Source organism: Streptomyces sp. NPDC104313 (assembly GCF_055583985.1).
In genome coordinates, this window is the sequence record NZ_JBVJMW010000019.1 from 104,746 (window position 1) to 123,058 (window position 18,313).

Consider the following 18,313-nt stretch of genomic DNA (forward strand, 5'->3'; position numbering starts at 1 on the left):
TCGCGGGGTCCCCCGTGCGCGCCGCGCCGCACCGCTCCGTGCTTGCGCTCACGCCTTCTCGTCGTCATCGTCATCGTCGTCGTGGCGGGCGCGGCTGGGCTGGACGCGCTTGGGCTCGCCGGGCATCTTCGGATACTCCGGCGGATAGGGCATGTCGCCGAGCCCGCGCTCCTTCTCGTCCCGGTCGGCCAGCTCCAGCAGGGCGTCGAGCCGGAACGCCTCCTGATCCATGTCGGCGTGCACGTCGCCGAGTTCGGCGTAGCGCACCGGGAGGGTACGGATATCGAAGTCGCGCGGTTCGGCGTCGTCGATCTCCTCCCAGCGCAGCGGGGCGGAGACCGGGGCGTGCGGGAAGGGCCGTACGGAGTAGGCGGAGGCGATGGTGCGGTCGCGGGCGGTCTGGTTGAAGTCGACGAAGATCCGCTCCCCGCGCTCCTCCTTCCACCAGGCGGTCGTCACCCGCTCGGGCATCCGCCGCTCCAGCTCGCGCCCCGCGGCGATGGTGGCGCGGCGCACCTCGGTGAAGGTCCAGGCGGGCTCGATGGGCACGAAGACGTGGATGCCGCGCCCGCCGGAGGTCTTGGGCCGGCCTCGTACTCCGTGGTCCTCCAGGACGGAGCGCAGTTCATGGGCGGCGGTGACGGCGTCGGCGTAGGCGGTGCCCGGCTGCGGGTCCAGGTCGATGCGGAGTTCGTCCGGGTGGTCGGTGTCCCCGGCGCGGACGGGCCAGGGGTGGAAGGTGAGGGTGCCGAGGTTGGCGGCCCAGATCACCGCGGCCAGTTCGGTGGGGCAGATCTCGTCGGCGGGACGGCCGCTCGGGAAGGCGATGCGAGCGGTGGGGATCCACTCGGGGAGGTTCTTCGGGGCGCGCTTCTGGTAGAAGAAGTCGCCCTCCACCCCGTCCACGAAGCGCTGGAGCGTGGTCGGCCGGCGGTTCAGGGCCCGGGTGATCCCCGGTCCCACCGCCAGGAAGTACTCCGCCACGTCTCTCTTGGTGTAGCCCTTCTCCGGAAAGTACACCTTGTCCGGGTTGGACAACCTCACGGCCCGTCCGCCCGCGTCCAGCTCCACCGCTGCTCCCATGACGGCCACCGTAGGCCGGTCGCACCTATGCCGCACATCGGGAGACATGGGTGGGTGCGGGGGTCAGAATCGGGCCATGGACCTGCCGGTGATGCCGCCCGTGAAGCCGATGCTCGCCAAGTCGGTGGCCAAGATCCCGCCGGGCATGAGCTACGAGGCGAAGTGGGACGGCTTCCGGGCGATCGTGTACCGGGACGGCGACGAGGTGGAGATCGGCAGCCGCACGGGCAAGTCGCTGACCCGCTACTTCCCCGACCTCCTCGACGTCGTACGGGAGAACCTCCCGCCGCGCTGTGTGATCGACGGCGAGATCGTCATCGCCCACCAGGGGCGGCTCGACTTCGAGCGGCTCGGCGAGCGGATCCATCCGGCGGACTCGCGGGTGCGGCTGCTCGCCGAGCGGACCCCGGCGAGCCTGATCGCCTTCGACGTCCTCGCGATCGACGACACCTCTCTGCTCCCCACCCCGCAGGCGGACCGGCGGGAGGTGCTGAGGGCGGCGCTCTCCGGCGCGTCCGCGCCCGTGTTCCTCGCTCCGGCCACCACGGACATCGAGGTCGCCCGGGAGTGGTTCGACCGGTACGAGGGGGCCGGGCTCGACGGGATCGTGGCGAAACCGCTCGATCTCCCCTACCGGCCCGACACCCGGGCGATGTACAAGATCAAGCACGAGCGGACCGCCGACGTCGTGGTGGCGGGCTACCGCGAGCACAAGAGCGGCCCGGTCGTCGGCTCACTCCTGCTCGGCCTGTACGACGCCGACGGCGTACTCCAGCACGTCGGGGTCTGCGCGGCCTTCCCGATGAGGCGGCGCGCCGAGCTGGCCGAGGAACTGGCGCCGCTGCGCGTCGGGTTCGCCGAGCACCCGTGGGGCGCCTGGGCGGACGCGGCGGCGCACGAGCGGTCCCGCCTGCCGGGGACGCAGAACCGCTGGTCGGGCAAGAAGGACCAGTCCTGGGTGCCGCTGCGCCCGGAGCGGGTGTGCGAGGTGGCCTACGACCACATGGAGGGCGACCGGTTCCGGCACACCACCCAGTTCCGCCGGTGGCGCCCGGACCGGTCCCCCGCCGGCTGTACGTACGCGCAGTTGGAGGAGGTCGTCTCCTACGACCTGTCCGAGGTGCTGTCAGGCGGCTGACCCCGGCTCATCGGTCGGCGTGGCGCAGGGCCCTTCCGACACGCCCGGCTCCGCCGTACCCGTGTCACCGGGCGGGGACGGCGACGGGGTGTCGTCGGGGCAGCCCGGGTCCGTCTCGCCGGGGTCGGGCGGTGTGGTGGGGCCGGTCGGGTCGGGGCTCGGGCCCGGATCGGTGGGCCCCGGGTCGGTCGGACCGGTGGGGCTGGGGCTCGGGCCCGGATCGGTGGGCCCCGGGTCCGTCGGGTCGGGGCTCGGGCTCGGTGAGCCGGGGCCCGTGGGAGGGGGTGTGGGCTTCGGACTCGGCGGCCGGGTGGGCTGCGGGCCGACGACGACGCCTCCGTCGCCCTCGCCGGGCCGCCCCGGCGCGCCGGGCCCGCCGACCGGGGCCCTGGGCGGGGTCTTCCCGCCGGGGCCGGGGCCGACGGGGAAGACGCCCTCGCCGTCGGCGACCGGGTGGCTGCCGCCGCGGTAGAACTCCAGCCAGGACAGCACGGTCCGCAGATAGGTGTCGGACTGGTTGTAGCTGAGAATCGCCCGGTCCAGGTCGGCACGGCGGGTCAGATCGCGGGACCCGGCGCAGAGGTAGCGCCCGGCGGCGAGCGCCGCGTCGTAGATGTTGTTCGGGTCCCGACGCCCGTCGCCGTTGCCGTCCGCACCCCAGACAGCCCAGGTCGAGGGGATGAACTGCATCGGCCCCACGGCCCGGTCGTAGGCGCGGTCGCCGTCGTACGCCCCGTCGTCGGTGTCCCGGATCAGGGCGAAGCCCTTCCCGTCGAGCGCGGGGCCGAGGATCGGGGTGAGCGTCGTCCCGCGGGCGTCGACCCGCCCGCCGGACGCCTGGCCCGACTCGACCTTGCCGATCGCCGCGAGCAGGTGCCACGGCAGCCCGCAGCCCGGGTCGCCGCGGCCGACCGCGCTCTCGGCCTTGCGGTAGGCGGCCAGCACGGTCGCCGGAATGCCCGCCTGGGACCAGGCACGGGCCAGGAGCGGATCGGGCTTCGCCCCGGGCTTCAGGGGCGCGGGCGGCTTCGGGGACCGCAGCGGAGGCAATTCGGTGTGGTAGGCGTCGTCACCCGGCACCTCGCTCCACACGACATCGTCCGACGCCGCCGCCGTCCCCTGCCGGAGCTCGGGAAGCGCGAACCCAGGGGCCTGGGACGCGGTGAGCGCGGTCATCGCGGCGACGGCGGTGGCGGTGCCGGTGAGCCGACGGCGCACCGTGCGGTTGAAGCTCATCTGGGCTCCCCTCTCCGGGGCTCAGCGGGTGAACGTGTCGATGGCGGCGATCAGCCAGGTGTCTCCTCGGCGGATGGCGTCCACGGCGAACATGGCCGCCGCGTACGTCGTCTCCTCGTCCTTGCCGGTACGGGTGTTGCTCTGGTCGGCGAAGATCAGCAGCCGGGCGCGGTCGCCGTCGAGGAACTCGACCCCGCTCCCGGTCACGGTGGTGGTCAGGACGAGCTTCTGCCGCGGCGCCTGCTCCCGTACGCCGGCGAGCATGTCCTGGTGCTGCCGCACGGCCCGGCCGGTCAGATAGGTGCTCGCGGCGCGGTCGGACCGGGTGGGCGAGGCGTAGTCGTACGAGAACACCGCGCCGACCGCCTCGCTGATCCGGCCCTTCACCTCACTGGTCCGGCCGATGTCGGTGAGCGCGGTGTTCTGCCGAGCCGGTTCCTCGCGGAGGCCGTCGGCCGAGGTGAACGCCCAGGCGGCGAAGGATCCGAGGAGGACGGTGAGGGCGCACAACACGGCGGGGAGTCCGACGCGCAGACGGGACGGCTTGTCACGGGGAGCGTCCGCCGGGGCCTCGGGAGCGGTGTCGGGGTCGGTGTGGGCATCGGGATCGGTTGTCGTACCTGTCGCCGCCCGCGGTTCCGTATCGGCGGCGACAGAGGTGGCGGTGGCCTGTTCGGAGGCCGGCTCCGTCTCGGCCCCCGGCGTACGCGGCGGCGCCGTGGCCAGCCGGCGGCGGCGGTTCACGAGGTGGCGGGTCGTCGACATGGGCGGGGTCCTCTCCGGGACGTGCGGGGCAGGCGGTACGGGCGGATGCGGGGGCGGAGGTCAGCCGCCCGTGCCGCCGACGGGCGCCTGGCCCAGCGCGCTGAGCTTCCACCCCTCGGCGGTACGGGTGAGGCTCCCGAGCAACCGGCTCTCCTTCACCGCCGGTTCACCCTTCGGTGCGGTCACGGTGACCCTCAGCGCCACCATCACCCCTGCGCGGCCCGCCCGTTGGTCCAGCTCGGTCACCGCGCCGGAGAGGACCTCGGCCGTGCTCACCGTCTTCGCCTCGGCGATCTGCCCGGCGAACGCGTCCCGGCCTTCGACGAGCTGGCGGTGCAGATCGCCGGTGGTGGACTGCTCCCAGCTGTCGAGCCCCTTCTCCAGCGATCGGTGGTCCAGGGTGTTCATGTTCTGCACCGCCTGTTCGCCCGCCGCCAACGCGTCGTCCCGGGTCCGCGCGAAGGACGCCGCCTCGTCGTGCGTGGCCTCGTAGCGCAGCCAGCCGCCCCAGCCGGCCGCTCCGGCCGCGCACACCGCCAGGGCCAGCGCGACGATCACCAGCGGGTTCCTCGTTCCCGCTCGTACCCTCCCCGCCGACACCGGGCCCTCCTGTGCCGTGTCGCGCTGTGCCGGGCCCTCCTGTGTCGTGTCCCGCTGCGCCGTGTCCTGTCGTGCCGTCCGCTGCCGTGCCATGTGCTGCCTCTCCCCTGCCTGCCGAACCGGACCGGTGCGCCATCGCCGGCGGCCCGCCGTCATGTGGAGCCGATCTCGACGATCCACCAACGCCCGTCGCGCAGTTCCGCGGTCACCGTGAGCTGTGCGGAGGCGGTGGTGGGAGCGCGGCCCCGGCGCTCGTACACCTGGTCGAGGAAGACCAGGAGGTGGGCGCTGTCACGCGTCAGCCGGGTCACCCCGGCCCGGACGACTTCGGTGGTGAGCGTCAGCTTCTGGTCGGCGGACTGTCGTTCGACCTGGCCGAACAGCGCCGCGTACTGCTTCAGCGCCTTGCCCGCCAGGACCTCTTTCGCCGCCGCCCTGGTGACGGCGGTGGCACCGGGACCGTAACTGAAGATCTTCCCGAGCGCGCCGCTGACGTCGCCGGCGACGCGGGCGGTCTCCTCCGCGTCGGTGAGCGCGAGGTTCGCCGTGGCCGGGGTGTCCCGCAGATGGCGTCCCTCGGCGTACAGGGCGCCGCCCGTGGCGATCAGGGCGACCGCCAGAAGCGCCCCTAGGACGCGCGGCCACCGGCGGCGGGCCCCGTCCACGGCATCTCTCAGGTCCGTCGCTGCCGCCTCCGCCGTCGCGGCCTTCTCCGCCGTGGCGTCCGTCGGGTCCGACACGTCGGTCACGTCGTCCGTGGCCGTGCTGTTCACCGTGGTCGTTCCTCCCCGCGGTCTCATCGGCCGCCGCCCGTCCCGATCGCTGTGAGCGCCTTGACCTTCCAGCCGTCGGCCGTACGGGCGAGAGTCGCCCCGAACCGCTTGCGCTGGGTGCCGGCCGCGCCGGAGCGCGGGGTGACCTCGACGTCCACGGTGGCGATCAGCTCCGCCGTGCCCGTGCGCTCGTCCAGTGCGGTCAGCGCCGCCGACGTGACCTTGCCCCGGGCCGTGTCGCCCGCGGTCGTCAGGGACTTCGCGTCGGCTTCACGGGTCCGCTCCAGCTGGTCGTGCAGCGGCCCCGTGGAGGAGTCCAGCCAGGCCCGTAACCCGTCGTCCACCCGCTTGGCTCTCTCGCCGTCCAGGCTGTTCAGCGTCGCGAGGTGCGCTCTGCCCTCGGCCAGGGCCGTGTCGCGGGCCTTCGCGTAGGACAGGGTGCGGTCGCCGCGCGCCTGCCCGTACGACCAGGCCCCCAGACCGCAGACCAGGGCGGCGACGAGCAGGACGGCCCAGCCGCCCAAGCGCCGGGTGCGGGGGTTCATGCGCCGGGTGCGGGGGTTCATGCGCCGCCTCCCAGACCCAGCAGCCCGGCCATACCCTCGGCCGGCGGCCGTGCGGTCGCGGACCCGGCGTCCATGGCTCCGGGCAGCTTCATCGAGCCCGGAACGGCCGGCTTCGGCACCGCACCGCCCTCGGGGGCGTTGGCGCTGCCCCGGACGTTGATGCCGGTACCGGGCGAGGACGTGCAGCGGGCGGCGGTGTTCACGGCTGGCCCGGCGGAGGTGTTGAGGCCGTTGCGATAGACCGTGCCGCCGTAGCCGGCGGTGCAGGGCAGTGGTTCGAAGAAGGTGACGGACATCCCGAACCGGGCGCCGTCGTCGTCGACCGCGCTCGCTCCGGCGGCGGCGACGGCGGGCAGCTTCACGAGGAGTTCCTCCAGGCCGCGTTGGCGGGTGACGGCCACCTGTGACGTGGTGAGGAGGTTGGCGACGACGACGCCGAAGGCGGGGTCGAGGTCGCGCAGCAGTCCGCTGATCTGGACGGCGGCGTCCGGGGTGGTCGCGATGAGGCGGCGCAGGTCGGCGTCGGATCCCTTGAGTTCGGCGGCCAGTTCCCTGGCCCCCGAGGCGAAGCCCTTGAGCGCCTGTCCCTGTTCGGCCTGGGTGCGCAGGACACGCTCGCCGTCGGCCATCAGCCGGGTGGTGACCGGCAAGGCCCTGTCGGCGGTTTCGATGAAGTCGCCTCCGGTGTCCAGCAGGACCTGGAGGTCGTCGCCGCGCCCCTCGAAGGCGGCCCCGAACTCCTCGACGACGGTCCGCAGGCTCTCCAGGTCCACGGAGCCGGCCAGGTCGTCGACGCTGGTGAGGACGTCGGTGGGGGGTGCGGGGATGGTGGTGTCGGCCTCGTCGATGACCGAGCCGTTGCCCAGGAAGGGCCCGTCCTTGCGGGTCGGCCGCAGATCGACGTACTGCTCGCCGACCGCCGAGAGGTTCGCGACGACGGCGGTGAGGCCGTCCGGTATCGGCGGCGCGTCGTTCTCGATCCGCAGTTCGGCCTCGACCCCGTCCCCGGTCAGCTCGATGGGGCCGACACGGCCCACCGAGACGCCCCGGTAGGTGACGTTGGAGTGGGTGTACAGGCCTCCCGTCTGCGGCAGTTGGACCGTGACGGTGTAGTAGCTGCGCAGTCCGACGTAGTGGCCGAGATCGGCGTACCGCACGCCCAGGTAGCCGAGGACCAGAGCGGCGATGACGAGGAAGGCGAGGTTCTTCAGCCGGATGGCGAGGGTGATCACGGTGTCGCCCCCTTCGCGGGGTTCGAGGCCCCCGGCGCGGTGGACCTCGACGTCCCGGAGGCGTCGGGCGTCGGCGTTCCCGGCACGGCCGGCAGCGGCAGGGGCAGCGCGCCCCGGGCCGCCGCGCCCTCACCCTCGGCCGGGGGCAGCGGGATCCCGGGAGGGTCCGGGGTGAGCGCGGGGATGATCTGCGTACCGGGCAGGGCCGTCACATCCAGGTAGACGTTGAGGTAGTCGCCCTTGACGCCGCGCAGCACCTCGTCCGTGAAGGGGTAGGTCAGCAGCACCTGGAGGGAGTCGGGCAGGTCCTGGCCGGAGTCGGCGAGCGCCTTGAGGGTCGGGGCGAGCGCCTTGAGGTCGGCGATCATGTCGGCTTTGCTCCGGTTGATCGTGTCGACGGCCACGGTGGAGAGGGTGTCGAGGGAGCGCAGCATGGTCAGCAGCGAGCCGCGCTGCTTCTCCAGGACCTTGAGTCCGGGGCTGAGCCCGGTGAGGACCGTGCCGACGTCCTGCTCACGGGTGGCGAGGGTGGCGGCGAGGCGGTTGACGCCGTCCAGGGCCTTGGTGATGTCGCCCTTGTTGTCGTCCAGGTTGGTCACGAGGATGTCGACCCGGTTGAGCATGGAGCGGATCTGCGGTTCCTGCCCGGCGAGCGCCTTGTTGAGTTCGGTGGTGATGGTCTTGAGCTGGTTGACGCCGCCGCCGTTGAGGAGCAGGGACAGGGCCCCGAATACCTCTTCGACCTCCGGGTTCCGGTTGGTGCGGGAGTGCGGGATGCGGCCGTCGGCGGCGAGCGACCCGTGTGCGGTGCCCTCGGGGGGTGGGGCGAGCTGGATGAACTTCTCGCCGAGCAGGCTGGACTGTTCGAGGCGGGCGTAGGAGTTCGCGGGGAGCTTGATCCTGCCGTTGACCCGCATGGTGACCCGGGCCCGCCAGCCGTCCGGGGCCAGGGTGATCTTCGTGACGCGCCCCACGGCCACGTCGTTGACCTTGACCGAGGACTGGGGCGCGAGGCTGAGGACGTCGCCGAACTCGGCGGTGACCTCGTACGGCCGGTCGCCGAGGTCCGCGCCGCCGGGCAGGGGGATCTGTTCGATGCCGGTGAAGGAGGGGCCGTCGGGGCGGACCACGACCAGGGCGATGAGCGCGCCGGTGGCGAGTAGGGCCACGGCTGCGACGGCGGCCCGTACGACGGGTCCCCGCCGGTCGTCGTCGTTCATCGTCGCGCCCCCTTCTGCCGGCCGGGCTGCTTGTCCGGCTGCTTCTCGGGGGTGCCGTAGACCGTGCCGACCTCCGGAAGCGGCAGGACGGGCAGGGCCTTTCGGCGGGTCGCGTCGACGGGGGCGAGGCCGGTGAGCCGGCCGGCGGCGGAGGCGGCCCCGGGGTCGACGAGCGGTCCCCCCATGGACAGTTCGTTGAGGTTGGTGCGCCCGTTGAGGGTGCGGTTGGCGGGGTCGTAGGCGTTCAGGACGTTGCCCGCGGCGAGCGGCAGGTTGTCCATTGCCTCGGCGAGCGAGGCGCGCTGGTCGACGAGCGCCTGGGTGACGGGCACCAGGGCCTCGACGTTCTTCTTGAGCGCGCCGCGGTTCTTGGCGATGAAGGTCTTGACCTGGCCGAGGGCGGTGCCGAGTTCCCTGAGGGCAGCGCTGAGGTTCTTCTTGTCGTCGGCGAGGAAGGAGGTGACCGTGTTCAGCTGCTGCTCGGCGCTGCGGACGTCGCCGTCGTTCTCCTTGAGCATGGTGGTGAAGGTCTGGAGGTGGGACAGGGTGTCGAACAGGTCGCCGCTGCTCTTGTCGAGCGTTTTGGTGGCCTTGCCGAACTGCTCGATGGAGTCCCCGATGGCCTTGCCGTTGCCGTCGAGGTTCTTCGCCCCGGTGTCCAGGAGCCGGGCGAGCGCCCCGTCGGCGTTGGCCCCGTCCGGGCCCAGCGCGGTGGAGAGTTCGGTGATGGAGGCGTACAACTCGTCGACCTCGACGGGGGTGGCGTTGCGGGCGGCCGGCAGGACCGCGTCGTCGGCGAGCCGGGGGCCGCCGTCGTAGGCCGGGGCGAGCTGGACGTAGCGGTCGGCGACGAGGCTGGGGGCGACGACGACGGCGTGCGCGTCCTTGGGGACGTCGATGCCCCCATCGAGGCGCAGCACGACTTTCACCTCCTCGCCGTGGGGTTCGACGGAGGTGACGGTTCCGACCTTGACGCCGAGGATCCGCAGGTCGGATCCGGCGTAGACGCCGGTGGCGCGTTCGAAGTAGGCGGTGACGGTGGTCTTCCCGTCCTCATCCAGGGCGCTCACACCGCCGGCGGCGGCGACGGCGATGAGGGCGAGTCCGGTGGCGATGCCGGTGATGCGGGTGCGTCTCATGTCAGCGGCCCCCTTGCTGCCGGGGAGGCATGCATCCGGTCGCCGGGGGTGTTCCGGCGGGCAGGTAGTTCTTGGGCACGACTCCACAGACGTAGTTGTCGAACCAGCGCCCGCTGCCGAGGGTGTTGCCGACGAGCCGGCTGTAGGAGCCGGTCATGGCGAGGACCTTGTCCAGGCTCTTGCGGTTCTTCACCAGGACGGCGGTGACCCGGCCGAGGGAGTCCAGGGTCGGCCCGAGCTGCTTCTCGTTGTCCCGGACGAGTCCGGTGAGCTGGGTGCCGAGGTCGCGGGTGCCGGTGAGCAGCAGGTGGATGGAGTCGCGGCGCGCCTGGATCTCGCCGAGCAGCAGGTTCCCGTCCTCCAGGAGCGTTTCGAAGCTGCTCTTCTTTCCGTCGAGGGTCTTGGTGAGCTGTTTGCTGGAGCGGAGCAGGGTGGCGAGCTGGGCGTCGCGTTCGGAGACCGTACGGGAGAGGGCGGAGAGTCCGTCTGCGGCGCTGCGGACGTGGGGCGGGGAGTCCTTGAAGGTGGCGGAGATCGTCTCGAAGCTCTTGGCGAGCCGTTCGGTGTCGATCTCCCCGATGGTCTCGCCGAGCCCGTTGAACGCCTGGGTCACGTCGTAGGGGGAAGTGGTGCGGCTCGCGGTGATGCGGGAGCCGGGGTCCTGCGCGGCATCGCCCAGGGGGTCGACGGCGAGGTACTTCTCGCCGAGCAGCGTCTTGACGGCGATGCCGACGGTGGAGGAGTCGCCGATCCAGGCGTTCCTCACCCGGAAGCCCACCCGGACCTTCGCACCGTCGAGGGAGACGTCGGTGACCTCGCCGACCTTCACTCCGGCGATCCGCACCTCGTCGCCGTCGGTGAGCCCGGCGGATTCGGTGAAGTCGGCGCTGTAGGAGGTGCCGCTCTCGACGAAGGGCAGGGAGTCGGCGCGCCAGGCGGCGAGGCCGAGCAGGGCCAGGACGAGGAGGCCGACGACGGCGACGGCGACCGGGTTGCGTTCCCTGACGGGGGTGATTCTCATGCCAGGCACCTCGGTTGGGTGATCGCGATGCCGCCCGGCGGCTTGCTGCCGTCGTCGTGGGTGACGCCGCTGACCTTGGCCTCGCAGAGGTAGAGGTTGAGCCACGATCCGTAGGACGTCAGCCGGGTGATGGCCGCCATCTTGGCCGGGGTCTTCTGGAGGAAGTTCTCGATCTGCGGGGTTCCCTTCTCCAACTGGCCGCTGAGTCGGCCGAGTTGGCGGATGTCGTCCTTGAGTGGCTTCCTGCCGTCCTGGAAGAGGTCGGCGGTGACGGTGGTCAGCGCGCCCATGGCGGTGATGGCCTCGCCGAGGGGTTCGCGGTCGCCGGAGAATCCGGTGACGAGCTTCTGGAGGGTGACGACGAGGTCGTCGAAGCCCGCCTCCCGGTCGTTGACCGTCTTGAGCACCGTGTTGAGGTTCTTGATCACCTCGCCGATCACCTTGTCCTTCGCGGCGACGGTGGTGGTGAGCGAGCCGACGTGCCGCAGGATGCTGTCGACGGTGCCGCCCTCGCCCTGGAGGACCTGGACGATGGAGCCGGCGAGCTGGTTGACGTCGGGCGGGGACAGCCCTTCGAAGAGGGGCTGGAAGCCGTTGAAGAGCTGGGTGAGGTCGAGTGCCGGGGTGGTGCGGGAGAGCGGGACGGTGTCTCCGGGGGCGAAGGCGCGGCCGACGGGTCCGACGCCCCGGTCGAGGTCGACGTAGCGCTGGCCGACCATGTTGAGGTACTTGATGGACGCGGTCACCGAGGCGGGGAGGCTCTGCCCCTTGCGTACGGCGAAGGTGACCTCGGCGACCCGTCGGTCGGCGACCGTCACGGATTCGACCTGGCCGACCTTCACCCCGGCGATCCGGACGCTGTCGCCGGGGATGAGGCCGGTGGCGTCGGTGAACCGCGCCTTGTACGTGGCGGTGTCCCCGACGCCCGTGTTGGCGATGGAGAGCCCGAGGACGGTGGTGGCCAGGACGGTGACGACGATGAAGACGAGGGACTTGGCGATCGGTCCCGCGAGCGAGCGGCGTTTCACTTGAGTTTCACCTCCGCGCCGCGGAAGGCCGGGCCGATGAGCACGCCGCTCCAGTCGGCCAGGTCACCCGGGCGGACCTTCAGCGAGGGCGCGACCAGTTCGTTGACGAGTCGGGACTCCTGGGGCGAGTTGGGCAGTCCGAGCGTGGTGTCCGCGGCACCCCCCGGGGCTCCGACGGGTGCGGTGACGTCGGCGGCCCGGCGGGTGTCGGCGGTCGGGGCGTGCTTGCCGACGTACGGAACCGCATAGCAGGCGGGCCCGCCGCCGGCGCCGTAGACCGGGGTGTCCTTGCCGGGGACGTATCTCCCCTTGGAGGGGACGGACTTGATCGACACATGCAGCCCCGGTTCGTCGGTGCCCTTGCCGAGTGCCTTGTCCATGGCGGGCACGAAGCCGGCCATGGTGCGCAGGGTGCAGGGGAACGACTCGGAGTATTCGGCGAGGAGTTCGAGGGAGGGCCGGCTGACGGCGGAGAGCCGGATGAGGTTGTCCTTGTTCTCCCGCAGGAAGGAGGTGACGTCCTGCGCGGCGGCCGTGGTGGTGCCGTAGAGCCCGGCGAGCCGCGCCTCCTGGTCGGCGAGGGTGGAGCTGGTGACCGTGGCGTCGGTCAGCGCGTCGAGAACGTCCGGCGCGGCGTCCGCGTACAGCGTGCTCACCTTGACGAGTTCCTTGATGTCGGCGTTGAGGGTGGGGAGGTGGGGGTTGAACTTCTTCAGGTGGCCGTCCAGCGTGGTCAGTGTCTCGCCGAGGCGCTCACCGCGCCCCTCCAGTGCCTGGGAGACGGCGCCCAGGGTGGCGGAGAGCTTCTCGGGCTTCACGGCGGTCAGCAGCGGCAGGACGTTGTCCAGGACCTGTTCCAGCTCGATGGCGTTGCTGGAGCGGTCCTGCGGGATGACGGCTCCGGCCCGCAGGGCTCCGCCGACGGGGATGCGGGGCGGGACGAGCGCGACGAACCGTGCGCCGAAGAGGGTGGTGGGCAGCATCTGGGCGGTGACGTCGGCGGGGACCTGGTCGAGCTTGTCCCGGTCGATGGCCAGGGTGAGGCGGGCACTGGCGCCGTCGGTGGCGATGGAGCGGACCTGCCCGATGACGACGCCGCGCAGCTTCACATCCGCGTTGTCGTGCATCTCGTTGCCGACCGGGCCGGTGTGGACGGTGACGGTGGCGTCGTCGGTGAAGTCCTTCTCGTACACGGAGACCGAGACCCACACCAGGACGGCGGGCACCAGCAGAAAGGTGACTCCGGCCAGTCGCCGGCGGACCGTGCGGGTGCTGGAGGTACGCATCAGCCGGCCACCTTCACCGTCGTCGTGGCGCCCCAGATGGCGAGCGAGAGGAAGAAGTCGGTGACGCTGATGAGGACGATGGCGTTGCGCACCGAGCGGCCGACCGCCACGCCCACACCGGCCGGTCCTCCGGTGGCGTGGAAGCCGTAGTAGCAGTGGGCGAGGATCACCAGCACGCTGAAGATCAGCACCTTGAGCACCGACAGCAGCACGTCCTGCGGGGAGAGGAAGAGGTTGAAGTAGTGGTCGTAGGTGCCCGCCGACTGCCCGTTGAAGAAGATGGTGATGTAGCGGGACGCGATGTACGAGGAGAGCAGCCCGATCGCGTACAGCGGGATGATCGCGACGACTCCGGCGATGATCCGGGTGGTGACGAGGTACGGCATGGACCGGATGCCCATCGCCTCCAGTGCGTCGATCTCCTCGTTGATCCGCATCGCGCCGAGCTGGGCGGTGAAGCCCGCGCCGACGGTGGCGGAGAGGGCGAGGCCGGCGACCAGGGGGGCGATCTCGCGGGTGTTGAAGTAGGCGGAGATGAACCCGGTGAACGCCGAGGTGCCGATCTGGTTGAGGGCCGCGTAACCCTGGAGTCCCACGACCGTGCCGGTGAACAGGGTCATGGCGACCATCACGCCGATCGTGCCGCCGATGACGCCGAGCCCGCCGCTGCCGAAGGCGACCTCGGCCAGCAGCCGCTGCACCTCCCGCAGATAGCGGCGCAGGGTGCGCGGGATCCAGAGGAGTGCCTTGACGTAGAAGGTGAGTTGGTCGCCCGATCGGTCGAGCCAGCTGAGCATCGCCATGGGTCAGCTCCCCTTCGCGGGGACGATCTGGAGGTAGATCGCCGTGAGGACCATGTTCACGAAGAACAGCAGCATGAAGGTGATGACGACGGACTGGTTGACCGCGTCGCCGACGCCTTTGGGGCCGCCACGGGGGTTGAGTCCCCGGTAGGCGGCGACGATGCCCGCGATGAAGCCGAAGATCAGGGCCTTGAACTCGCTGATGTAGAGGTCGGGCAGTTGGGCGAGGGCGGAGAAGCTCGCGAGGTAGGCGCCCGGGGTGCCGTCCTGCATGATCACGTTGAAGAAGTAGCCGCCGAGCGTGCCGACCACGGAGATCAGGCCGTTGAGCAGGACGGCGACGAGCATGGTGGCGAGCACCCGGGGGACGACGAGGCGCTGGATGGGCGAGACGCCCATGACCTCCATCGCGTCGAGCTCCTCGCGGATCTTGCGGGAGCCGAGGTCGGCGCAGATCGCGGATCCGGCGGCCCCGGAGATCAGCAGCGCCACGATGATCGGGCTCGCCTGCTGGATCACCGCCAGCACACTGGCGCCGCCGGTGAAGGACTGGGCGCCGAGCTGCTGGGTGAGGGAGCCGACCTGGAGGGCGATGACCGCGCCGAACGGGATGGAGACAAGGGCGGCGGGCAGGATCGTGACGCTCGCGACGAACCAGAACTGCTCGATGAACTCGCGCACCTGGAACGGTCTGCGGAAGATGGCCCGGCCCACCGCGACGGCGAGCGCGAACAGCTTTCCGGTCTCGCGGAGCGGGGCGAGGAGCCGGGAGGGCCGCCGCCGCTCGGGCGCGGCCGGTGCGCTCCCCCCGGGGCCGGTGGCCGGCGGGGGCTTCTCGGGCGGCTCGGGTGGCCGGACCGGCATCGGGGCGCTCACGCGCGCGCACCTCCGGCGGCCGGGGCGTAGCTGTCGAGGATCGCCGTACGGGCGGCCTCCGGCAGCTGGCCCATCATCGACATGACCCGCTCCCGGCGGCGCAGCGCGCCCTGTCGTACGGGCATGCCGGGCGAGGGTTCCAGCTGGGGGACGACGGTGCGGGGCCCGGTGTGCGGGGAGGCGGTGTCGCCCAGCCGCTCGGCGGCGAGGGTGGCGGCGTCCTTCTCCTCGGACATGCCGATGGGGCCTTCCCGGCGTCCGGCGAGGAACTGGGAGACGACCGGGGTGTCGCTGGTGAGCAGCACCTCTCGCGGGCCGAAGGTGACGAGGTTACGGCAGAACAGCATGCCCATGTTGTCGGGTACGGTCGCGGCGATGTCGAGGTTGTGGGTGACGATGAGCATCGTCGCGTCGATCTGCGCGTTGAGGTCGATGAGGAGCTGCGACAGGTAGGCGGTGCGGACCGGGTCGAGGCCGGAGTCCGGCTCGTCGCAGAGGATGATCTGCGGGTCCAGGACCAGGGCGCGGGCGAGGCCGGCACGTTTGCGCATACCGCCGGATATCTCGCCCGGGAGCTTTCCCTCGGCGCCGAGGAGCCCGACGATGTCGATGCGCTCCATGACGATGCGGCGGATCTCGGATTCCTTCTTGCGGGTGTGCTCGCGCAGCGGGAAGGCGATGTTGTCGAAGAGCGACATCGAGCCGAAGAGGGCCCCGTCCTGGAACATGAGGCCGAAGAGCTTCCGGGTCTCCATGATGTCGCGTTCGGAGCTGTTCACCATGTCGACGCCGTTGATGAGGACGCGTCCCTGTTCGGGCTTGAGCAGCCCGATGATGGATTTCAGGAAGACGGTCTTTCCGGTTCCGGAAGGACCGAGCATGACGCTCACTTCACCGGCGGGCAGGGTGAGGCTGACGTCCTGCCAGATGTTCTGCTTGCCGAAGGACTTCGTCAGGCCCTCGACGACTACTTCGATTCCCATCGGCCCTCCCTCGAAGTGGCGGTGAACGTGTTCATCGTTTGGCGCTCCGGCTCTGAAAAAGCGATGGCGGCTCGTCACACATGCACCAGGGGGCGCACGTTATGTCCGCCGAAACCGCCGGGGCAAGCCGTTGAACAGCGGAGATCGACGAACGCGGGGCCGTGAATGGATCACTTGTCATTCGGTGACAAGACCGGTTCCCGTCCTTGTCGAAATCTGCGCAAGCAGTGGCCGTTCGATCCGGGGCGCCCCTGGACCGGAGCGGAGCGAACCGGGCCCGGGTGTGCCCGCCGAGCAGGCACGCAGGCGATTCTCATCGGCACGCCTGGGACGCTACGGGCCGGTAACCTTACTTCGCAATACTGGGTACAGATTTTCCTCGGCGAGAATTCACGCGGGGCACAGGATTGTTCGCGGGTGAGTAGTCCGCGAACCAAACCTGTCGGATGATGAGGAATCACGCGGTCGGCGGGCGTCCTGACGGGCAGAAAGGAAGAGCCCTTCCGGTCCCGTGGAACCGGAAGGGCTCGTTCGTGTTCACGCGTCGGCGGCCGGTGGTCGACGGGCCGTGCCTGCTCACCGCTCGGGCTTCGGCTCCCTCGGCGGGCAGTCCGGCCCTTCCGGGTTCGTGGCCACGCACAGGGGCGCCTGGGTCATCTTGCTGTAGTTGTCGGCCTTCCTGCCCGGGCTGGAGATGGCCGAGGTGAAGATCGGGTCGAGGTCCTCACCCACACCACAGCCCTCGAACGGCGGGATGTGGGCGTAACCGGTCAGGGTGCCGCCGTACGCCACGAGGTAGCCGGCCGGCGGATAGCTCTGCCCGTACCCCCTCAGCACCTGCTCGAAGGGGCGTTCCGTGCGGCAGCCGGGTCCCACGTCCAGGGGGACGCCGTTCACCTCGACGTCGGAGAGCCGCATGACGAGTTGGGCCGTGACGGTCGTCTCCTCCGGGTAGGTCGGCGTGTTGGTGACCGTGTGCGTGTGGATCGCGGCCGGGGGGCCCACCTGCTCCAGCGTCATGGTCGCGGTCGTCGGCATGAAGCCGTAGCTGAGGAACGTGGCCTTCGTCGGGGGGAGTTGTCTGCGTCCCTGGTAGTCGAAGTTCACCTCCGAGCTGACGTCGACGGTCGAGGCGCAGGAGTCGTTGATGTAGCGCTTGTTCAGCACCACCTTCATGAACGCGGGCCCCAACGCCGCCGCGCCGTCCAGCTTGGCGGCGTTGGCGTAGCCGGCCGCGTAGGTCTCGGCGGTGGTCATCACCCACTCGGGCGGGATCTCGATCGGGCAGCTGCCCGGGTCCTCACCGTCCAGGGCTTCGAGCCGTTCGTCGGTGAGGGCGTCGATCTTCTCCCGGGCGCTGGGCGGCAGGCCCTCGGCCGGGCGGGTGGGGGTCGGGTCCGGCGCGGGGTCGCTCTCCCCCGGCTGTGGAGCCGGGGCCGTGGGGTCCGTGTCGCCGCGGACCGTGATCTCGGCGAGTTCGGGTTCCTGGCCCGGGGACGGTCCGCAGACGACGTCGAGCCCCGGGGGCGTGGTCGGCTCGCCCGCCGCGGTGAGCGAGGACAGCGAGAGGGAGAGCTCGGCGGGGGCCAGCGTCGCGCGCCCGGGGCTGCCGAAGAAGACCGTGGGCACGTCGCCGGTCGCGGTCAGGGCCAGGCCGTCCCCTTCGGGCCCGGGCAGGGCGACGGGCGGGGCGGTCAGATCCTGCCAGGAGGCGTCGGCGGACATGTCGCCGACGGTGTTGCGGACGGTGAGCCGCGCGACGGCCGACAGGGTGGCGGCCTCCAGCTCCCCGAACCGGGTGAGTGCGGTGGGCTCCAGGTTCACCTCGACGGAGACCTGGGACGGGCGGATCTCCTCGCCCGTGCGGACCGAGGTGGGGAGCACCGCCGAGACGACGACGTCCACGTCCTCGGGCCCGGAGGGGAACGGGCAGGCGTAGCGGAGGGCGACCTGCGAGGTCTGTTCCGCGGCGGCCGACTCGGCGCTGGGAACGAGCGCGGTGGCGACGACGAGCGCTCCGCCCACGGCCCAGTGGATCGGTCGTCTCGCTGCGGCACGTGCATCGACGGTCATACGGATGGTGTCCTTCCGGCGCGCGTGGGCCCAGGGATGGCTGCGGAAAGCGGGTCCACTTCTCGGCAACGGCCCCTGCGGGCGGACGTCGAGCGGACTTCGAACGGACGTCGTGCGGGCTTCGGTGGTACGTCGGCCGGGCCCGGCCGGACGTCGGCCGGACGGGCTACAGCCCCTACCGACGGGTACGGTACGCACGCCGACGACGCCTGGGAAGGGCCGGGCTTTCCGATCGGATCACCGGTGTCAGGACTTTGGCAATCGGTGACAATCCACGGCCGCGCCGTTGTCGGCGGGTGCGCGAGAACGGGGTGTGTCCGGCCGGCACGGTGGAGCGGCACGTGTGGCTCCGGCCGATGCCGGTGGAGGGCCCCCGCTCGCCGTCGGGGGGGGCCCGGGGGGGGGGGCCCCGCCGGCCCCCCCGGCCCGGGGGGGGGGGGAACGCGGGGGGGGGGCCCCCCCTGTTCCGGGGCGTGGCCCGCGCCCCGGGG

General features: G+C 71.4%; 17 protein-coding genes. 1 reads left to right on the forward strand and 16 read right to left on the reverse strand.

Annotation, left to right across the window (positions count from 1 at the left end):
* Positions 1–48 precede the first annotated feature (48 nt).
* Positions 49–1,083, reverse strand: a complete 1,035-nt coding sequence (ligD, locus tag ACZ60Q_RS32110) for a non-homologous end-joining DNA ligase (protein ID WP_469641079.1) — start codon at positions 1,081–1,083, stop codon at positions 49–51.
* A 76-nt stretch (positions 1,084–1,159) separates the two neighbouring features.
* Here ligD and ACZ60Q_RS32115 point away from each other — a divergent pair, with 76 nt between their 5' ends.
* Entirely contained in the window at positions 1,160–2,221 is a 1,062-nt protein-coding gene (locus tag ACZ60Q_RS32115; protein ID WP_469641080.1) for an ATP-dependent DNA ligase, read from the forward strand.
* Here ACZ60Q_RS32115 and ACZ60Q_RS32120 read toward each other — a convergent pair.
* The 15 genes from ACZ60Q_RS32120 to ACZ60Q_RS32190 form a co-directional block, all read right to left on the reverse strand.
* Entirely contained in the window at positions 2,210–3,457 is a 1,248-nt protein-coding gene (locus ACZ60Q_RS32120) for a lytic transglycosylase domain-containing protein (protein WP_469641081.1), read from the reverse strand. The two genes, ACZ60Q_RS32115 and ACZ60Q_RS32120, sit on opposite strands and share 12 nt — an antisense overlap.
* 21 nt (positions 3,458–3,478) lie before the next feature.
* Positions 3,479–4,222 (reverse strand): hypothetical protein, encoded by a 744-nt coding sequence (locus ACZ60Q_RS32125; RefSeq protein ID WP_469641082.1) that lies wholly within the window; start codon positions 4,220–4,222, stop codon positions 3,479–3,481.
* A gap of 60 nt (positions 4,223–4,282) precedes the next feature.
* Entirely contained in the window at positions 4,283–4,780 is a 498-nt protein-coding gene (locus ACZ60Q_RS32130; protein WP_469641100.1) for a hypothetical protein, read from the reverse strand.
* Positions 4,781–4,974: 194 nt separating this feature from the next.
* The gene (locus tag ACZ60Q_RS32135) at positions 4,975–5,595 is read right to left on the reverse strand and encodes a hypothetical protein (RefSeq protein WP_469641083.1); all 621 of its coding nucleotides are present in this window, start codon (positions 5,593–5,595) and stop codon (positions 4,975–4,977) included.
* A 23-nt stretch (positions 5,596–5,618) separates the two neighbouring features.
* On the reverse strand, positions 5,619–6,140 hold the full coding sequence (locus ACZ60Q_RS32140) for a hypothetical protein (protein WP_469641101.1): 522 nt from the start codon (positions 6,138–6,140) through the stop codon (positions 5,619–5,621).
* A gap of 17 nt (positions 6,141–6,157) precedes the next feature.
* The gene (locus ACZ60Q_RS32145) at positions 6,158–7,393 is read right to left on the reverse strand and encodes an MCE family protein (RefSeq protein ID WP_469641084.1); all 1,236 of its coding nucleotides are present in this window, start codon (positions 7,391–7,393) and stop codon (positions 6,158–6,160) included.
* Positions 7,390–8,613 (reverse strand): MCE family protein, encoded by a 1,224-nt coding sequence (locus ACZ60Q_RS32150; RefSeq protein ID WP_469641085.1) that lies wholly within the window; start codon positions 8,611–8,613, stop codon positions 7,390–7,392. The genes ACZ60Q_RS32145 and ACZ60Q_RS32150 overlap by 4 nt, the downstream gene beginning before the upstream one ends.
* The gene (locus tag ACZ60Q_RS32155) at positions 8,610–9,752 is read right to left on the reverse strand and encodes an MCE family protein (RefSeq protein WP_469641086.1); all 1,143 of its coding nucleotides are present in this window, start codon (positions 9,750–9,752) and stop codon (positions 8,610–8,612) included. Before ACZ60Q_RS32155 ends, ACZ60Q_RS32150 begins: the two co-directional genes overlap by 4 nt.
* 1 nt (position 9,753) lies before the next feature.
* A complete protein-coding gene (locus ACZ60Q_RS32160; RefSeq protein ID WP_469641087.1) occupies positions 9,754–10,773 on the reverse strand; it encodes an MCE family protein in 1,020 nt (339 codons plus the stop codon).
* Positions 10,770–11,801, reverse strand: a complete 1,032-nt coding sequence (locus ACZ60Q_RS32165; RefSeq protein ID WP_469641088.1) for an MCE family protein — start codon at positions 11,799–11,801, stop codon at positions 10,770–10,772. Before ACZ60Q_RS32165 ends, ACZ60Q_RS32160 begins: the two co-directional genes overlap by 4 nt.
* Positions 11,798–13,087: an MCE family protein gene (locus ACZ60Q_RS32170; protein ID WP_469641089.1), complete on the reverse strand. Its 1,290-nt coding sequence runs from the start codon at positions 13,085–13,087 to the stop codon at positions 11,798–11,800. Before ACZ60Q_RS32170 ends, ACZ60Q_RS32165 begins: the two co-directional genes overlap by 4 nt.
* Positions 13,087–13,890: an MlaE family ABC transporter permease gene (locus tag ACZ60Q_RS32175; RefSeq protein WP_469641090.1), complete on the reverse strand. Its 804-nt coding sequence runs from the start codon at positions 13,888–13,890 to the stop codon at positions 13,087–13,089. Before ACZ60Q_RS32175 ends, ACZ60Q_RS32170 begins: the two co-directional genes overlap by 1 nt.
* A gap of 3 nt (positions 13,891–13,893) precedes the next feature.
* Positions 13,894–14,766, reverse strand: a complete 873-nt coding sequence (locus tag ACZ60Q_RS32180) for an MlaE family ABC transporter permease (protein WP_469641091.1) — start codon at positions 14,764–14,766, stop codon at positions 13,894–13,896.
* Positions 14,763–15,749: an ABC transporter ATP-binding protein gene (locus tag ACZ60Q_RS32185; protein ID WP_469641092.1), complete on the reverse strand. Its 987-nt coding sequence runs from the start codon at positions 15,747–15,749 to the stop codon at positions 14,763–14,765. The genes ACZ60Q_RS32180 and ACZ60Q_RS32185 overlap by 4 nt, the downstream gene beginning before the upstream one ends.
* A 576-nt stretch (positions 15,750–16,325) precedes the next feature.
* Positions 16,326–17,822, reverse strand: coding sequence for a DUF6801 domain-containing protein (locus ACZ60Q_RS32190; protein ID WP_469641093.1), 1,497 nt, complete (start codon positions 17,820–17,822; stop codon positions 16,326–16,328).
* Positions 17,823–18,313 lie beyond the last annotated feature (491 nt).

What these genes read in the sequence shown, in the direction of transcription:
- ligD (WP_469641079.1), bottom strand. Translation starts at nt 1,083, where the DNA reads ATGGGAGCAGCGGTGGAGCTGGACGCGGGCGGACGGGCCGTGAGGTTG.
- ACZ60Q_RS32115 (WP_469641080.1), top strand. Translation starts at nt 1,160, where the DNA reads ATGGACCTGCCGGTGATGCCGCCCGTGAAGCCGATGCTCGCCAAGTCG.
- ACZ60Q_RS32120 (WP_469641081.1), bottom strand. Translation starts at nt 3,457, where the DNA reads ATGAGCTTCAACCGCACGGTGCGCCGTCGGCTCACCGGCACCGCCACC.
- ACZ60Q_RS32125 (WP_469641082.1), bottom strand. Translation starts at nt 4,222, where the DNA reads ATGTCGACGACCCGCCACCTCGTGAACCGCCGCCGCCGGCTGGCCACG.
- ACZ60Q_RS32140 (WP_469641101.1), bottom strand. Translation starts at nt 6,140, where the DNA reads ATGAACCCCCGCACCCGGCGCTTGGGCGGCTGGGCCGTCCTGCTCGTC.
- ACZ60Q_RS32150 (WP_469641085.1), bottom strand. Translation starts at nt 8,613, where the DNA reads ATGAACGACGACGACCGGCGGGGACCCGTCGTACGGGCCGCCGTCGCA.
- ACZ60Q_RS32155 (WP_469641086.1), bottom strand. Translation starts at nt 9,752, where the DNA reads ATGAGACGCACCCGCATCACCGGCATCGCCACCGGACTCGCCCTCATC.
- ACZ60Q_RS32160 (WP_469641087.1), bottom strand. Translation starts at nt 10,773, where the DNA reads ATGAGAATCACCCCCGTCAGGGAACGCAACCCGGTCGCCGTCGCCGTC.
- ACZ60Q_RS32170 (WP_469641089.1), bottom strand. Translation starts at nt 13,087, where the DNA reads ATGCGTACCTCCAGCACCCGCACGGTCCGCCGGCGACTGGCCGGAGTC.
- ACZ60Q_RS32175 (WP_469641090.1), bottom strand. Translation starts at nt 13,890, where the DNA reads ATGGCGATGCTCAGCTGGCTCGACCGATCGGGCGACCAACTCACCTTC.
- ACZ60Q_RS32185 (WP_469641092.1), bottom strand. Translation starts at nt 15,749, where the DNA reads ATGGGAATCGAAGTAGTCGTCGAGGGCCTGACGAAGTCCTTCGGCAAG.
- ACZ60Q_RS32190 (WP_469641093.1), bottom strand. Translation starts at nt 17,822, where the DNA reads ATGACCGTCGATGCACGTGCCGCAGCGAGACGACCGATCCACTGGGCC.